Source organism: Ruegeria sp. HKCCD3925 (genome assembly GCF_057221175.1).
Genome location: NZ_JBWVBI010000011.1, coordinates 76,697 through 91,740, shown reverse-complemented (window position 1 = coordinate 91,740; position 15,044 = coordinate 76,697). Strand labels below are relative to the sequence as shown.

At 55.9% G+C, this 15,044-nt stretch carries 23 protein-coding genes and 1 pseudogene; all 24 read left to right on the top strand.

Annotated features, from left to right (window positions below; translation table 11 throughout):
* The first annotated feature begins 292 nt into the window (after positions 1-292).
* Positions 293-2,005 carry an amidohydrolase gene (locus AC2TEM_RS21155; protein WP_480856397.1) on the top strand — a complete coding sequence of 571 codons (1,713 nt, stop codon included), beginning with the start codon at positions 293-295 and terminating at the stop codon, positions 2,003-2,005.
* Between the two features lie 27 nt (positions 2,006-2,032).
* A pseudogene (locus AC2TEM_RS21150) lies at positions 2,033-2,176 on the top strand (EF-Tu C-terminal domain-related protein); the annotation flags it as partial.
* A gap of 243 nt (positions 2,177-2,419) precedes the next feature.
* Positions 2,420-3,037, top strand: a complete 618-nt coding sequence (locus AC2TEM_RS21145) for a hypothetical protein (protein ID WP_170424533.1) — start codon at positions 2,420-2,422, stop codon at positions 3,035-3,037.
* A 201-nt stretch (positions 3,038-3,238) separates the two neighbouring features.
* Positions 3,239-3,553 carry a 30S ribosomal protein S10 gene (gene rpsJ, locus AC2TEM_RS21140; protein WP_008756422.1) on the top strand — a complete coding sequence of 105 codons (315 nt, stop codon included), beginning with the start codon at positions 3,239-3,241 and terminating at the stop codon, positions 3,551-3,553.
* 18 nt (positions 3,554-3,571) lie between these two features.
* The gene (gene rplC / locus AC2TEM_RS21135; RefSeq protein WP_008758167.1) at positions 3,572-4,297 is read left to right on the top strand and encodes a 50S ribosomal protein L3; all 726 of its coding nucleotides are present in this window, start codon (positions 3,572-3,574) and stop codon (positions 4,295-4,297) included.
* Positions 4,294-4,911, top strand: coding sequence for a 50S ribosomal protein L4 (gene rplD, locus AC2TEM_RS21130; RefSeq protein WP_170508772.1), 618 nt, complete (start codon positions 4,294-4,296; stop codon positions 4,909-4,911). The genes rplC and rplD overlap by 4 nt, the downstream gene beginning before the upstream one ends.
* Positions 4,908-5,204 (top strand): 50S ribosomal protein L23, encoded by a 297-nt coding sequence (locus tag AC2TEM_RS21125; RefSeq protein ID WP_008757532.1) that lies wholly within the window; start codon positions 4,908-4,910, stop codon positions 5,202-5,204. Before rplD ends, AC2TEM_RS21125 begins: the two co-directional genes overlap by 4 nt.
* The gene (locus tag AC2TEM_RS21120; RefSeq protein ID WP_170424535.1) at positions 5,201-5,833 is read left to right on the top strand and encodes a hypothetical protein; all 633 of its coding nucleotides are present in this window, start codon (positions 5,201-5,203) and stop codon (positions 5,831-5,833) included. The genes AC2TEM_RS21125 and AC2TEM_RS21120 overlap by 4 nt, the downstream gene beginning before the upstream one ends.
* Positions 5,834-6,084: 251 nt before the next feature.
* Entirely contained in the window at positions 6,085-7,119 is a 1,035-nt protein-coding gene (locus tag AC2TEM_RS21115) for a fatty acid desaturase (RefSeq protein ID WP_170424537.1), read from the top strand.
* Between the two features lie 307 nt (positions 7,120-7,426).
* Positions 7,427-8,269, top strand: coding sequence for a 50S ribosomal protein L2 (gene rplB / locus AC2TEM_RS21110; RefSeq protein WP_008757664.1), 843 nt, complete (start codon positions 7,427-7,429; stop codon positions 8,267-8,269).
* Positions 8,270-8,272: 3 nt separating this feature from the next.
* A complete protein-coding gene (rpsS, locus tag AC2TEM_RS21105) occupies positions 8,273-8,551 on the top strand; it encodes a 30S ribosomal protein S19 (RefSeq protein WP_010437056.1) in 279 nt (92 codons plus the stop codon).
* Positions 8,552-8,554: 3 nt separating this feature from the next.
* Positions 8,555-8,935, top strand: coding sequence for a 50S ribosomal protein L22 (gene rplV / locus AC2TEM_RS21100; protein WP_039538267.1), 381 nt, complete (start codon positions 8,555-8,557; stop codon positions 8,933-8,935).
* Positions 8,935-9,645: a 30S ribosomal protein S3 gene (gene rpsC / locus AC2TEM_RS21095; RefSeq protein WP_008758042.1), complete on the top strand. Its 711-nt coding sequence runs from the start codon at positions 8,935-8,937 to the stop codon at positions 9,643-9,645. The genes rplV and rpsC overlap by 1 nt, the downstream gene beginning before the upstream one ends.
* A gap of 12 nt (positions 9,646-9,657) precedes the next feature.
* The gene (gene rplP, locus AC2TEM_RS21090; protein WP_039538270.1) at positions 9,658-10,071 is read left to right on the top strand and encodes a 50S ribosomal protein L16; all 414 of its coding nucleotides are present in this window, start codon (positions 9,658-9,660) and stop codon (positions 10,069-10,071) included.
* Between the two features lie 161 nt (positions 10,072-10,232).
* Complete coding sequence (locus tag AC2TEM_RS21085) at positions 10,233-10,781, top strand: amino acid synthesis family protein (RefSeq protein WP_170424539.1); 549 nt, start codon at positions 10,233-10,235, stop codon at positions 10,779-10,781.
* 40 nt (positions 10,782-10,821) lie between these two features.
* On the top strand, positions 10,822-11,442 hold the full coding sequence (locus tag AC2TEM_RS21080) for a 2OG-Fe(II) oxygenase family protein (protein WP_170424541.1): 621 nt from the start codon (positions 10,822-10,824) through the stop codon (positions 11,440-11,442).
* Between the two features lie 54 nt (positions 11,443-11,496).
* Positions 11,497-12,279: an SDR family NAD(P)-dependent oxidoreductase gene (locus AC2TEM_RS21075; RefSeq protein WP_170424543.1), complete on the top strand. Its 783-nt coding sequence runs from the start codon at positions 11,497-11,499 to the stop codon at positions 12,277-12,279.
* A gap of 271 nt (positions 12,280-12,550) precedes the next feature.
* Positions 12,551-12,757, top strand: coding sequence for a 50S ribosomal protein L29 (rpmC, locus tag AC2TEM_RS21070; protein ID WP_010437082.1), 207 nt, complete (start codon positions 12,551-12,553; stop codon positions 12,755-12,757).
* Positions 12,758-12,761: 4 nt separating this feature from the next.
* A complete protein-coding gene (gene rpsQ, locus AC2TEM_RS21065) occupies positions 12,762-12,992 on the top strand; it encodes a 30S ribosomal protein S17 (protein WP_068340771.1) in 231 nt (76 codons plus the stop codon).
* Between the two features lie 75 nt (positions 12,993-13,067).
* Positions 13,068-13,436: a 50S ribosomal protein L14 gene (rplN, locus tag AC2TEM_RS21060; RefSeq protein ID WP_008757934.1), complete on the top strand. Its 369-nt coding sequence runs from the start codon at positions 13,068-13,070 to the stop codon at positions 13,434-13,436.
* Positions 13,437-13,438: 2 nt separating this feature from the next.
* Entirely contained in the window at positions 13,439-13,750 is a 312-nt protein-coding gene (rplX, locus tag AC2TEM_RS21055) for a 50S ribosomal protein L24 (RefSeq protein ID WP_480856396.1), read from the top strand.
* Positions 13,743-14,303 (top strand): 50S ribosomal protein L5, encoded by a 561-nt coding sequence (rplE, locus tag AC2TEM_RS21050; protein ID WP_170392897.1) that lies wholly within the window; start codon positions 13,743-13,745, stop codon positions 14,301-14,303. The genes rplX and rplE overlap by 8 nt, the downstream gene beginning before the upstream one ends.
* A 19-nt stretch (positions 14,304-14,322) precedes the next feature.
* Entirely contained in the window at positions 14,323-14,628 is a 306-nt protein-coding gene (gene rpsN / locus AC2TEM_RS21045) for a 30S ribosomal protein S14 (protein ID WP_010437098.1), read from the top strand.
* 13 nt (positions 14,629-14,641) lie between these two features.
* Complete coding sequence (gene rpsH, locus AC2TEM_RS21040; protein ID WP_010437099.1) at positions 14,642-15,034, top strand: 30S ribosomal protein S8; 393 nt, start codon at positions 14,642-14,644, stop codon at positions 15,032-15,034.
* Positions 15,035-15,044: the final 10 nt, after the last annotated feature.

Sequence of the window (15,044 nt, the reverse complement as noted above, 5' to 3'; positions counted from 1 at the left end):
CGCGAAGGCGGCCGCACCGTCGGCGCCGGCGTCGTCTCGAAAATCATCGAGTAATTCGCGTAAGCGAATATACAAAGAAAGGGCGTCCCTCGGGGCGCCCTTTTTCGTTTTTGCCTAAGCCAACAGTAATGCTAACTTCTTTCGTATTGAGACATTGCAATTAGAAAGAGGTCATAAGATGCACTTTTGGGCGCGTTCAGTTTGTCTTGTCGCAGCGGTTGCTTTCTCATCTACCTCTGCGTCCTCACAACAGATTGCGGATCGGATCTATTTGGGCGGGCCAATTGTAACGATGAACGATACGGCTCCGTCCGCCGAAGCTGTCGCAGTCAAAGACGGGCGCATTCTTGCGGTTGGGTCGCTATCTGACTTGTCGGCGCATCAGGGTGAGGAAACCGAAACTTATGATCTGGAAGGGCGCGCGATGCTTCCGGGTTTCGTTGATAGCCACGGACATGTCGTCATGGGCGGCTTGCAGGCCCTGTCCGCTAACCTTCTTGCGCCACCGGACGGGGATGTCATTGATATCGCCAGTCTGCAATCCACGCTGACTGACTGGGCCGAGGAGAATGCGCAAGCCGTTGAGCAGGTCAAAATGATCATCGGCTTTGGTTACGACAATGCTCAGTTAAAGGAACTCCGTCACCCAACACGACAAGAGCTGGACATTGTGTCTGAGGACTTGCCGGTCGTCATTATTCATCAGTCTGGGCATATAGGTGTCGCAAACTCGAAAGCTTTGGAATTGGCTGGTATAACGGCGGCTTCCGAAGCACCTCCGGGCGGGGTGATCCAACGCGATGAGGCCGGAGAGCCAAACGGTGTTCTGGAGGAGTACGCGTTCTTTTCTGTTCTCGTTCCCTTGCTGGGAAATCTGGGTGAAGAGGGTCTGGCAGCATTTGCCCGAGCTGGAACCGACCTTTGGGCAAAGTTTGGATATACGACCGGGCAGGAAGGCCGATCATCAGGTCAGATTGTCGAGGTTCTCGGGAAAGTCGCTGCGGAAGAAGCTCTTCCAATCGATGTAGTAGCCTTCCCGGATGTTCTTGAGTCGAAAGAGTTTATTGGTGAGAACACTTCGAAAAGCTACGAAAATAGGGTTCGGGTCGGGGGCTGTAAACTTACAATTGATGGCTCGCCGCAAGGTTTCACCGCTTTAAGGGATCGGCCCTATTATGATCCGGTTGGGAACTATGCTGCCGGCTACGCAGGATACGCAGCCATCACGATTGAGCAACTCCAGGACGCGGTGAATTGGTGTTACGACAACGATTTCCAAATCCTCGTGCATTCCAACGGTGAAGGGGCATCTGACATGCTGATTGCTGCACTAGAAGAGGCACAGATCAAGTATGGCGATCCCGGCAACCGCCCCGTTCTGATTCACGGTCAGTTCCTTCGAGAGGATCAGGTCGCAAGCCTTAAGCGCCTTGGTGTGTTTCCGTCGCTCTTTCCGATGCATACGTTCTATTGGGGCGATTGGCACCGGGATCATACTGTCGGGCCGATAAATGCGGAAAATATTTCGCCTACAGGATGGCTGCACGAGCGTGGCATGATGTTCGGCACGCATCACGATGCGCCGGTCGCCTTTCCGAACAGCATGCGTGTTCTCGCCGCGACGGTAACCCGCCGCACACGGTCTGGTGACATTTTGGGCCCCCATCAAAGAGTCGACGTTATGACCGCCTTGAAAGCCATGACAATCTGGCCCGCCTGGCAGCATTTTGAAGAAGACGAGAAGGGGTCTATCGAAGTTGGAAAAGTCGCGGACTTTGTGATTTTGTCGGACGATCCTACTGCCGTCGATCCGGAAACACTGGCGGAGCTTGAAGTGCGTGTAACGATTAAAGGCGACGAGGTGGTCTATGAAGCGGAAGGCGATGTCAGAGAGGGAAATCTGCAATTCTCGCCATTTTCAAATGACCCTGTGCTTGCACACCTTTTCATGCACGCGGTCTATCAAGGCATGAAGGTTGAAGCCCCGTGGCTTGTTAGGAACTAGCCTGTGGGTTTTGGGAACTGAGACGTCACCGAATTGGTTTTATCCGGCGACAGCTTTGGCTTCACCGTTGAGCTGATCGCGCCGATCGCGATGGAAGACGGTCTGCGCTTCGCGATCCGCGAAGGCGGTCGCACTGTCGGCGCCGGTGTTGTGTCGAAAATCGTCGAGTAAGTCGCGTAAGCGAATGATCAATCGGAAAGGGCGTCCTTCGGGACGCCCTTTTTGTTTGAGTTCTATGATCTCGAAACGTGCCCTAAAAGTGTGTAGAAATTCATTAAGTAATCGCTAGGCCGGGCTTCAGCCCGGCACATCGCTGAGACAATGAAGGCCGCTCCAAACAATGGGGCGGTCTTTTTTGTCGAGAATTGGTTGAGAAAGATTGAAAATACTCGCAAACTCAAAGAATTTTGAGAAATGACACAAGAGTTTGAAGTTCGTGACGCAGTTGAGCATCTAATTTTGATTAAGGCCCATATGCTGTCGTTGGAAGCTTACTCGACACAACTTGCGAAAACTCCTTTATGCAGTGCTGGTCTAGTTTCCTTACGGCAAGCTCACCTTGACCTCAGAATGATCATCGAAGAATTGATGTTGTTGTCTGTTTCGGCTCATCGGGATGTTGGCGAAGCAATTTCTAAGAATTTGCAGAAGAACTATAGTGCCACTCAAAAAATGAAGCTTTTGGAAAAGATCAACCCAAGGTTTTTCCCGGAAGCCATTAGGGTGGTGCCAAGTAAAGAGACAGGTATCGAAGGCCAATTCGTTTCAGTTGAAGAAGATCACCTTAGCCGAATAAAAGCAGAGGACTTTTACAACAAAAGCGGTAACTTTTTGCATGCCTCTTACAAGACTTTGACCGAGCAAGAGTTCGAGCAAGCCAAAGAAGAGTTAGCTGACTTTTTCATTTTGGCGGCCCGATTAATGCACACATTTGAGGTCGACATCTCTGGGAAGGGGTGGTTGATAGCTGGTCACTTGAACCTAGAAGAAGCGCAATTTCCGGTTGTCTTTAGTGCTCGAGTTGAAAAATAGCTTCCGTTTCTGACTGCGTGTCCCGAAATCGGGGTCGACATGTAATCTCCCCCTTGCCAAACCCCATCAACCCCACTAATACGCGCGAGTTCTCAATAAGAACATCAAGGCGGGGTGATTCCCGCCTTTTGGGTTCGATGAGGGTTGGCGATGCGCGTCTGTCCTCCTCTCAACCTCAACGCCTGATAAAAGGCTGTATCTATGCAAAGCCAAAACATCCGTATTCGGCTGAAGGCATTTGACTATCGCGTTCTGGATGCCAGCACGCAAGAGATCGTCAACACTGCCAAGCGGACCGGCGCGAACGTGCGCGGCCCGATCCCACTGCCGAACAAGATTGAGAAGTTCACGGTTCTCCGTGGCCCTCACGTTGACAAGAAATCCCGCGACCAGTTCGAGATCCGCACGCACAAGCGTCTCTTGGACATCGTTGATCCGACCCCCCAGACCGTTGACGCGCTGATGAAGCTCGACCTCGCTGCTGGTGTGGATGTCGAGATCAAGCTGCAGTCGTAAGATCGGAGGGTATAGATTATGCGCTCTGGTATTATCGCAAAAAAAGTTGGCATGACCCGCCTGTTCATGGAAGACGGCAAGCAGATCCCTGTGACCGTTCTTCACCTGGACAACCTGCAGGTTGTTGCACAGCGCACCGCTGACAAAGACGGCTACACTGCCGTTCAGCTGGGCGCCGGTGCTGCCAAAGCAAAACGCACCTCGAAGGCCATGCGCGGTCACTATGCCGCTGCCAAGGTCGAGCCCAAGCGTAAGCTGGCCGAGTTCCGCGTCTCCGAAGATGGCCTGATCGATGTGGGCGCCGAGATTTCGGCAGAACACTTCCTGGAAGGTCAGAAAGTTGACGTTTCAGGCACCTCGATCGGTAAAGGCTTTGCCGGTGCAATGAAGCGTTGGAACTTTGGTGGTCTGCGCGCCTCGCACGGTGTTTCGATCAGCCACCGTTCGCACGGTTCGACAGGTCAGTGTCAGGACCCGGGCAAGGTGTTCAAAGGCAAGAAGATGGCCGGTCACATGGGTGCTGCCCGTGTTACCACCCAGAACCTGGAAGTTGTCAAAACCGACGCCGACCGGAATCTGGTCTTCATCAAAGGCGCCGTTCCCGGACCGAAATCGGGCTGGGTCACCGTCAAGGACGCCGTCAAGAAGAAAGCACCGGAAGGCCTGCCTTTCCCGGCTGCTGTGAAATCGGCTGCAACCGAAGCACCTGCGGAAGAAGCTCCCGCGGAAGGTGGTGAAGCATGAAACTTGATGTAATCAAACTGGACGGCGGCAAGGCCGGCAACATCGAGCTGGATGCAGACCTGTTCGGCCTCGAGCCGCGCGCGGACATCCTGCACCGTGTGGTCCGTTGGCAGCGCAACAACGCGCAAGCTGGCACCCACAAGGTCAAGACCCGCTCGGAAACCAGCTACTCGACCAAGAAGATCTATCGCCAGAAGGGCACCGGTGGCGCACGCCATGGTGACCGTAACGCGCCGATCTTCCGTGGTGGTGGCATCTACAAAGGCCCCGTCGTGCGTTCGCACGGCCACGACCTGCCTAAGAAGTTCCGCAAGCTTGGCCTGCGCCACGCTCTGTCGGCAAAAGCCAAGGCAGGTGAGCTGGTTGTGATTGAGAGTGCCGAAGCCGAAGGCAAGACCGCCGCTCTGGCCAAACAGGTTGCAAACCTGGGCTGGAAACGTGCTCTGGTCATCGACGGTGCGACCGTGAACGAAGGGTTCCTGAAAGCGTCCAAGAACATCGAAGGCCTGGATATCCTGCCGTCGATGGGCGCAAACGTCTATGACATCCTCAAGCGTGACACCCTGGTGCTCACCAAAGCGGCTGTCGAAGCACTGGAGGCTCGTCTGAAATGAGCGCGAAGGCAGAACACTACGACGTGATCCGCAAGCCGATCATCACCGAGAAGTCGACCATGGCGTCCGAAAACGGCGCGGTTGTCTTTGAAGTGGCGATTGACAGCAACAAGCCGCAGATCAAAGAGGCCGTTGAGGCGCTGTTTGGTGTGAAGGTCAAAGCGGTGAACACCACCGTGACCAAAGGCAAGGTCAAGCGGTTCCGCGGCCAGCTGGGCCGTCGGAAAGACGTCAAAAAAGCATATGTTACCCTGGAAGAGGGTAACACAATCGACGTGAGCACCGGTCTTTGATCCGACGCTTACTGCGACTATTCACGGCCCCGGCGGTTCAACCCGCCGGGGCCGATTTCGTTTCAGACCCTGAAACTGCGCGTGCGCAGGTGTTGGAGAAGATGCGGGCTTTCAGCGCCGAGCCCTATTTTCAGATCGCCGATGAAAAGCTGGGGCTTTTGTCGGTTTTCGACGATCTGAAATACGACCGGGCGGATGTGGACATGATCTCTCCGGCGATGCGCAATCATGTGGTCGATAAGCTTGGTCCGCTGGGGTTTCGCCAGACCTCGGGTACGGTGTTGGAACACGTCGAGGCCGAGATGCGTGTGCACATCCCCAAGTTCCACGCCCTCGGTGCGTCGCCCTTCGACATCACGCGCTATACTGAGAAACGCTCGCAGGATTACTGTCTCCTGACGCCTACACAGGTGGCCTGCCAGTATGTGGATCACTACGTGCTGGACGAAGCGGTGCAGCGGATCGAGACGTTAATTACGAAGCACCCGATCAACCTGCTCAAACTGGCGGATTATCTGGAAGGCAAACCCAAGCACCGCGCATTTCGCGAGGTTTTGGGTCATATCAAACTCAAGCAACGTATCGCGGTAGAGTCTGAGCCGCTCTGCAGAAGGCGGTCGTTGGGGTAAGAGTTGCGTTGACTCATCAGAAACGCTTCAGAAGCACGTGCAACCCTGGAAGAGAGACCACACATCGATATATCCGGCGGTCCGTGATTGGACGCGTCTTTGGGGAGAGGTAAGTGGCGTGCTCATGGGGGTTGTTCTTACGCGGCGACACAAAAATTTGAGCGCTAAACTCTCATAATTTGCACAATTCGCTTGCTATGTCGCGCGGGTAGTCTATCCGGCTTCCAACAAACAAAAGACATGGCAGGCGCATGACCGAAACCTCTCTCTCGACCCGGGAAAACCCGGATAGAACTGCCGCGCGGGATTGGGTTTCGACGCTTGCCAAATACCGCGAACCTAATCAATGGCGCAGTTCCTTTGAGCTGGGTGTCAGCATTATCCCATTCTTTGTGCTTTGGGCGCTGTCCTGGATGGCATTATCCATCAGCTACTGGCTGGCATTTGCCATTGCGGTCTTGAATGCGGCCTTCCTGCTGCGCCTGTTTGCGATCCAACACGATTGCGGGCACGGGGCGTTCTTCAAGAACCGGACAGTCAGCGACTGGGTTGGACGGGTGATCGGGGTGCTGACCCTAACACCCTATGATGTCTGGCGCCGCACTCATTCTTACCATCACAACAGTTCGGGTAACTTGGACAAGCGGGGAATGGGGGATATCCACACGCTGACAGTGGCTGAGTACCAATCCAAGTCTCCCATGAACCGGTTCTGGTATCGCGTTTACCGCAATCCGGTCACACTGTTCGTACTTGGTCCCGGCTATTTGTTCCTGCTCCAAAACCGTCTGCCCTTGGGTTTAACTGGTAGCGCTCGGTTCTGGGTCAGCGCGATGGGTACAAATATAGCTATTCTGACCGCCCTTTTTGCTGTCTACTACTATGGCGGCTTGATGCCGGTCCTACTGATTTTTCTGCCCTCAACCCTGATTGCGGCAACTGCAGGAGTATGGCTGTTTTATGTTCAGCACCAATTCGAAGAAACGCATTGGGAATCGGACAAGGATTGGCAGTTGCACGAGGCGGCCCTGCACGGAAGCTCGCATTATATTCTGCCGCCGGTGCTACAGTGGTTCAGTGCCAATATCGGCATCCACCACGTGCACCATCTGTACAGCCGCATTCCGTTCTACCGCCTGACCGAAGTGCTGCGCGATCACGACGAGTTGGCAAACAGCAACAGGATGACCATTCGTGAGAGCCTTGCCAACGCGCGGTTGCACCTGTGGGACGAAAAACACCGCCGCCTGTTGTCCTTCGCCGAGGTTCGCGCATTGTATCAGTGAGTGGCAAGTTACCTGAGTTCTTCCGGCCGAATAAGTAATACCCACTGACCGCGCGACTTGCGAAATTGAAACCTGGGGCAAATGTTGCGGTGACTTTTTCTTTGGTCTCCATAAGAATCTTGGGCCGCACCCTATAGACACCCATCCCCAACACTGCTACACGCTCCCAATCTTGCGGCCTCGGATTCGTTCCGGGGCCTCTGATATTTGTAACCGGGGACCTTCGGGGCCCTATACCCTTGGCACCTACGGGGACCTATCACATAGCGGGGAAATCCCTGCACTTGCTAAACGGAAGACAGAAAGCATGGCACTCAAGTCGTACAAGCCGACGACGCCGGGCCAGCGCGGGCTGGTGCTGATCGACCGTTCGGAGCTTTGGAAAGGACGTCCGGTCAAGTCTCTCACAGAGGGTTTGACCAAATCGGGCGGCCGGAACAACACCGGACGGATCACTTCACGCCGCCGCGGCGGTGGCGCAAAGCGTCTCTACCGGATCGTTGACTTCAAACGGAACAAATTTGATGTCGCGGCAACCGTCGAGCGGATCGAATATGACCCGAACCGGACCGCATTCATCGCACTGGTAAAATACGAAGACGGCGAGCAGGCGTATATCCTGGCTCCGCAGCGTCTGGCTGTTGGTGACAAAGTCGTGGCATCCGCCAAGGCCGACATCAAGCCGGGCAACGCAATGCCCTTCTCGGGCATGCCCATCGGTACCATCGTCCACAACATCGAGATGAAGCCTGGTAAAGGCGGTCAGATCGCACGTGCGGCCGGTACTTACGCTCAGTTCGTTGGTCGCGATGGCGGCTACGCTCAGATCCGTCTGAGCTCGGGCGAGCTGCGCATGGTCCGTCAGGAATGCATGGCCACCGTTGGTGCCGTGTCCAACCCCGACAACAGCAACCAAAACCTCGGTAAAGCCGGTCGTATGCGCCACAAGGGCGTTCGTCCGTCGGTTCGTGGTGTTGCAATGAACCCGATCGACCACCCGCACGGTGGTGGTGAAGGTCGTACCTCGGGTGGCCGTACGCCGGTTACTCCGTGGGGTAAGGACACCAAGGGTAAGCGTACCCGCAACAAGAACAAAGCGTCCCAGAAGCTGATCATCCGCTCGCGGCACGCCAAGAAGAAGGGACGTTAATCTATGTCTCGCTCTGTTTGGAAGGGTCCTTTCGTCGATGCTTACGTGCTGAAAAAAGCCGAAGCAGCGCGCGAGTCGGGCCGCAACGAAGTCATCAAGATTTGGTCACGTCGTTCCACCATTCTGCCCCAGTTCGTGGGTCTGACCTTTGGTGTGTACAACGGCCATAAGCATATCCCCGTCAACGTCTCGGAAGACATGATCGGTCAGAAGTTCGGTGAATACTCGCCGACTCGTACCTATTACGGTCACGCCGCTGACAAAAAAGCGAAGCGGAAGTAAGTCATGGGCAAGGAAAAGAACCCCCGCCGCGTGGCTGAAAACGAAGCAATGGCGAAAACGCGCATGCTCCGTACTAGCCCGCAGAAACTGAACCTGGTTGCGCAGATGATCCGCGGCAAGAAAGTTGAGAAGGCTCTGACTGACCTGACTTTCTCGAACAAGCGTGTCGCGCAGGACGTCAAGAAGTGCCTGCAGTCTGCAATCGCCAACGCCGAGAACAACCACAACCTGGATGTCGACGAACTGATCGTCGCCGAAGCCTGGGTTGGCAAGAACCTGGTCATGAAGCGTGGTCGTCCGCGTGCCCGTGGCCGTTTCGGCAAGATCATGAAGCCGTTCTCGGAGATCACCATCAAGGTGCGTCAAGTTGAGGAGCAAGCCTAATGGGACATAAAGTCAATCCGATCGGCATGCGCCTTCAGGTCAACCGCACCTGGGACAGCCGCTGGTACGCCGACACCAAGGACTACGGTGATCTTCTGCTGGAAGACCTCAAGATCCGTGAGTTCATCAACAAAGAGTGCAAGCAGGCCGGTGTTGCCCGTGTGATCATCGAACGTCCGCACAAGAAGTGCCGCGTTACGATCCACACTGCACGTCCCGGTGTCATCATCGGCAAGAAAGGTGCAGACATCGAAGTTCTGCGCAAAAAGCTTGCTCGAATGACCGACAGCGAACTGCACCTGAACATCGTCGAAGTGCGCAAGCCCGAGCTTGACGCGCAGCTGGTTGCCGAGTCCATCGCTCAGCAGCTGGAGCGCCGCGTCTCGTTCCGCCGCGCGATGAAGCGGTCGGTTCAGAATGCCATGCGCATGGGTGCTCTGGGTATCCGGGTGAACGTCGCTGGTCGTCTGGGCGGCGCCGAAATCGCACGGACCGAGTGGTACCGCGAAGGCCGCGTGCCTCTGCACACCCTGCGCGCCGACATCGATTACGCACATGCCGAAGCGATGACTCCTTATGGGATCATCGGGATCAAGGTCTGGATCTTCAAAGGTGAGATCATGGAGCACGATCCGCAGGCACGTGACCGTAAAGCACAGGAACTCCAGGACGGCCCTGCACCTCGTGGTGCTGGTGGCGGTCGTCGCTAAGGAGGGAAAGATATGCTTCAACCAAAGCGTACTAAATTCCGCAAGATGCACAAAGGCCGGATCAAGGGGCTCGCCAAAGGCGGTTCCGATCTGAACTTTGGCACCTACGGTCTAAAAGCACTGCAGCCCGAGCGCGTCACCGCGCGTCAGATCGAAGCTGCACGTCGTGCCATGACCCGTCACATGAAACGTCAAGGCCGCGTCTGGATCCGGATCTTCCCGGATACCCCCGTGACCTCGAAGCCAACCGAAGTCCGTATGGGTAAAGGTAAAGGCTCCGTTGACTTCTGGGCAGCGAAAGTAAAGCCCGGTCGTGTGATGTTCGAGATCGATGGCGTCAATGACGACATCGCCCGCGAGGCCCTGCGCCTGGCCGCGATGAAGCTGCCGATCAAGACCCGCGTTGTGGTCCGCGAAGACTGGTAAGCGATTGGGGCTATGGCCTCGCTCGTCACAAGATTTACCCTCGTCGGGAAACCGGCGGGGGTTTTCTTTTGGCTCGGCAGCCCGTGATTTCGTGGGTCCTGAAAAACGTCGACCTCCAGCCACCCCGCCTCTAGGCTAACTTGCAGGAATGGGAGGGCCCTATGGTTCAGCTGCGCAAAAAGATGCTCATTAAGGAAGTCATAACCACCGACCAGTTGGGCCAGCCTTGTGATCCGATCAGTCGGGTTGCAGCGCTGGCGGTGATGCAGAACCCTCTGGCCGGGCACTTCTCGGACGATCTTTCAGAGTTGTTCGAGATCGGCGCCATTCTGGGTTCGGAACTCGCCGCTGAGGCAGTTTCTCAGCTTGATGGGCCGCCGGTTTCGTACGGCAAAGCCGCGATTGTCGGCATGAACGGCGATCTTGAGCAGGGCGGGGCGGTGATCCACCCCAAACTCGGTGCGCCCATGCGCGCTGCGGTGGGCGGAGGTGAGGCGGTGATACCGTCCAACGCCAAGCTGGGCGCGCCGGGTTGCGCGATTGATCTTCCGCTGGGGCACAAGGACAATCCGTGGTCGTTCGATCATTTCGACACTATGACGCTGAATATCCCAGATGCGCCGAAACCGGATGAGATCGTGCTGTGCCTCGCTTATGCCGACGGAGGTCGCCCGATACCGCGCTGTGGCAAAGGGCCCATCAAGACCTAAGCGGCTGGTCTTGCTGAGAGGGCTGGGGTATGCCCGGCCCATGGCACAGATTGAATCACTCTTCGTCACCCGTCTCTATCGCGCAAACTTGTCCGAATTCGATCCCAGGATCGACGCGGAGGAATTGGAAAGTTCATGCTTCGTCATTGCAGAAGATGATGAGGCCGGGCAGGACTGGTGTGAAGCGAACGCATATCCCGGCTACACCAGTTATGCTTCGCTGACCGATTTGCCTTGGCGATTTCCGATATTTGCCGATCTTGTCAAAGTGCTGGATCAGCACGTCGCTGCTTTTGCCAAGGATTTGGAGTTTGATCTGGACGACCGCGCGTTGAAGCTTGAGGATCTGTGGATCAATATCCTGCCCGAGGGCGGAATGCATGCCAGTCACCTGCACCCTCACAGTGTCATTTCGGGCACGACCTATGTGTCCATGCCGGAAGGGGCCAGTGCACTGAAACTGGAAGACCCACGTTCGGGCCGTATGATGGCCGCCCCGACGAGGCTGAAAGGCGGGCGTCGGGAATTGCAGCCTTTCATCTATATGAGGCCGCAGGTGGGCGACGTCCTGCTGTGGGAAAGCTGGCTGCGCCACGAGGTGCCGATGAACATGGCCGAAGACGAGCGGATCTCTGTAAGCTTCAACTATAAATGGGAGTGAAGCGTCTTAAAGCGTCAAGGTGAAAGCGCTCCAGTTACTTCGTCGGAGGATACTATGACCAAAACAGCTCTCGTCACAGGCGCATCATCCGGAATTGGCCGGGAATTGGCACGTTATCATGCGTCGCGAGGCGGTAATCTGATCATCAGTGCGCGACGCGGAGATGCGTTAGATGCCCTCAGATCAGAGCTTGAGGCAGCCCACGATGTTACTGTCACTGCGATTCCGCTTGATCTGGGTGCTGTTGGAGGCGCGGGAAAACTTTATGAGGCCGTCAAGTGCAAAGACCTGACGGTCGATTACCTGATCAACAATGCTGGATTCGGAGGGCATGGGGCTTTTTTGGATCGCCGCCTTTCGGACGATCTGGATATGATCCGGCTGAACGTCGAAGCCCTTGTATCTTTGTGCCATCTGTTCGGCACGGATATGATCAGTGGCGGTGGCGGAAAGATACTGAATGTCAGTTCGACTGCGGCGCATATGCCGGGTCCATTGCAGGCGACCTATTTTGCCACCAAGGCCTATGTTTCGAGTTTCAGTCAGGCGCTCGCGGAGGAGCTGAAAGGTAAGGGCGTCACTGTGACGGCGCTGGAGCCGGGCTATGTCGTGACCGAATTTGCTGCTGCGGCAAATCTTGAGGGCACGAAGCTTGTTGCCCAAAAAGGGGCGACCGCTGAGGCCGTGGCCAAAGTCGGCTATGACGCCATGATCGATGGCAAGCTCACGGTGATCAACGATAAGTCGCTCGCGTTTGTGCTGGGTTGGGTCATGCCGTTGCTGCCGCGACGCGCGCGCCTGAAAATGGTTCGGAAAATGCAGGAGAAGGGTGCCTGAGCACTTGGCCGCGTTTGTCGGGATCCAGAAAGGTCGCAGTAGTGATCTGCTGCCCGGTTTCAGAGGGCGGTGGTAATTTGGAAACAGGTAGTTTCATCTGCCCGAACACGGTTTGAAACTTTCCCTTGCCACCCACCCCCCAAACCCTTATACGGCGGCATCCTGCGATCTCCCGGCGTTGTCGGGCGATTCGTATGTCTATCATTCATCCACCAGGTCAAAGGTGACCCTGTAAGGGGGCCTTCTGGTGTTTTGAGCAAAGGAAAAGGCGATGAACGCCCAAGAACTGCGTGACAAGACCCCGGACCAGCTCCGCGAGGAACTGGCCAACCTGAAGAAAGAAAGCTTTAACCTGCGCTTTCAACAGGCAACCGGTCAGCTGGAAAACACAGCCGGCATCAAAGCGGCCCGCCGCAACGCTGCCCGTGTCAAAACCATTCTGAACGAAAAGGCCGCTGCTGCGGCATCCGAGGAGTAATCAGATGCCCAAGCGTATCCTGCAAGGCACCGTGACCAGCGACGCCAACGAACAGACCGTAACTGTATCCGTCGAGCGCCGCTTTACGCATCCGGTTCTGAAGAAAACCATCCGTAAGTCCAAGAAATACCGGGCTCACGATGAAAAGAACGCCTTCAAGGTCGGTGACACCGTACGCATCATCGAATGCGCACCGAAATCGAAGACGAAACGTTGGGAGGTTCTGGAGGCGTAAGCCCCCAGGACTTTTCATTTGTCGAAACCCTGGGGGATCTAACGAGACCAGCCCCCACAGGTCGGGAGAAACCACATGATCCAGATGCAGACCAATCTGGATGTCGCTGACAACTCCGGCGCACGCCGAGTTCAGTGCATCAAGGTCCTGGGTGGTTCCAAGCGTAAATACGCCTCCGTAGGCGACATTATTGTCGTCTCGGTGAAGGAAGCCATCCCGCGCGGCCGCGTAAAGAAAGGTGACGTCCGGAAGGCCGTCGTCGTACGCACCGCCAAGGAAGTCCGTCGCGAAGACGGCACCGCGATCCGTTTCGATCGCAACGCCGCCGTCATCCTGAACAACAACAACGAGCCCGTAGGTACCCGTATCTTTGGCCCCGTTGTTCGTGAACTGCGCGGCAAGAACTTCATGAAAATCATCTCGCTGGCTCCGGAGGTGCTGTAATCATGGCTGCTAAACTCCGCAAAGGCGACAAGGTCGTCGTGCTGGCCGGCAAGGACAAGGGCAAAGAGGGAACTATCACCTCGGTTGACCCTAAAGCCGGTAAAGCTGTTGTCGATGGCATCAACATCGCCATCCGCCACACCCGTCAGTCGCAAACCTCGCAAGGTGGTCGCCTGCCTCAGGCAAACTCGATCGAGCTGTCGAACCTGGCACTGCTGGACAAAAACGGCAAAGCAACCCGCGTTGGCTTCCGCATGGAAGGCGACAAGAAGGTGCGCTTCGCCAAGACCACAGGGGACGTGATCGATGCTTGATAACGCAACCTACACCCCGCGTCTGAAAGCTCAGTACGCCGAAACCATCCGTGCCGCTCTGAAAGAAGAGTTCGGCTACAAGAACGACATGCAGCTGCCCAAGCTGGAAAAAATCGTTCTGAACATCGGTTGTGGTGCTGAGGCCGTCAAAGACTCGAAAAAAGCGAAAGCTGCTGTCGAAGATCTGACTGCGATTGCTGGCCAGAAGGCCGTTGCAACCAAGGCGAAGAAGTCGATCGCGGGTTTCCGCGTCCGTGAAGACATGCCGCTGGGTGCGAAAGTGACCCTGCGCGGCGACCGGATGTACGAATTCCTGGATCGTCTGATCACCATCGCGATGCCTCGCGTTCGTGACTTCCGCGGTGTGAAGCCGTCTTTCGATGGTCGTGGCAACTTTGCCATGGGCATGAAAGAGCACATCGTGTTCCCGGAAATCGACTTCGACAAGGTCGACGAGGTCTGGGGCCTGGATATCGTAATTGCCACCACAGCGAAAACCGACGCTGAAGCAAAGGCATTGTTGAAAGCATTCAACATGCCGTTCAACGCGTAAGCGCCGGGAGGATTGAGACATGGCTAAAAAAGCAATGATCGAACGCGAGAAGAAGCGCGAACGCCTGGTGGCCAAATATGCCGCAAAGCGTGCCGAGCTGAAAGAAATCGCGAATGACGAGAGCAAGCCGATGGAAGAGCGTTTCAAAGCGCGTCTGAAACTGGCGAAACTGCCGCGCAACAGCTCGGCTACCCGTCTGCACAACCGTTGTCAGCTGACCGGTCGTCCCCACGCTTACTACCGTAAGCTGAAGGTCAGCCGTATCGCGCTGCGCGAGCTGGGTTCTGCTGGTCAGATCCCCGGCATGGTGAAATCGAGCTGGTAAGGGAGACATAGATATGAATGATCCTATCGGCGATATGCTCACCCGTATCCGCAACGCGCAAATGCGCGGCAAGTCCACCGTTTCCACCCCGGCTTCCAAGCTGCGCGGTTGGGTTCTGGACGTGCTGGCGGACGAAGGTTACATCCGTGGCTACGAAGCGACGACCGGTGAAAACGGTCATCCGGCCATCGAAATCAGCCTGAAATACTACGAAGGCACCCCTGTTATTCGCGAACTGAAGCGGGTCTCGAAGCCCGGTCGTCGCGTATACATGGGCGTCAATGACATCCCGCAGGTCCGTCAGGGTCTGGGTGTGTCGATTGTCAGCACTCCGAAAGGTGTGATGTCGGATGCAAACGCTCGCTCCAACAATGTTGGCGGCGAAGTGCTCTGCACCGTCTTCTAAGGAGGTCTGC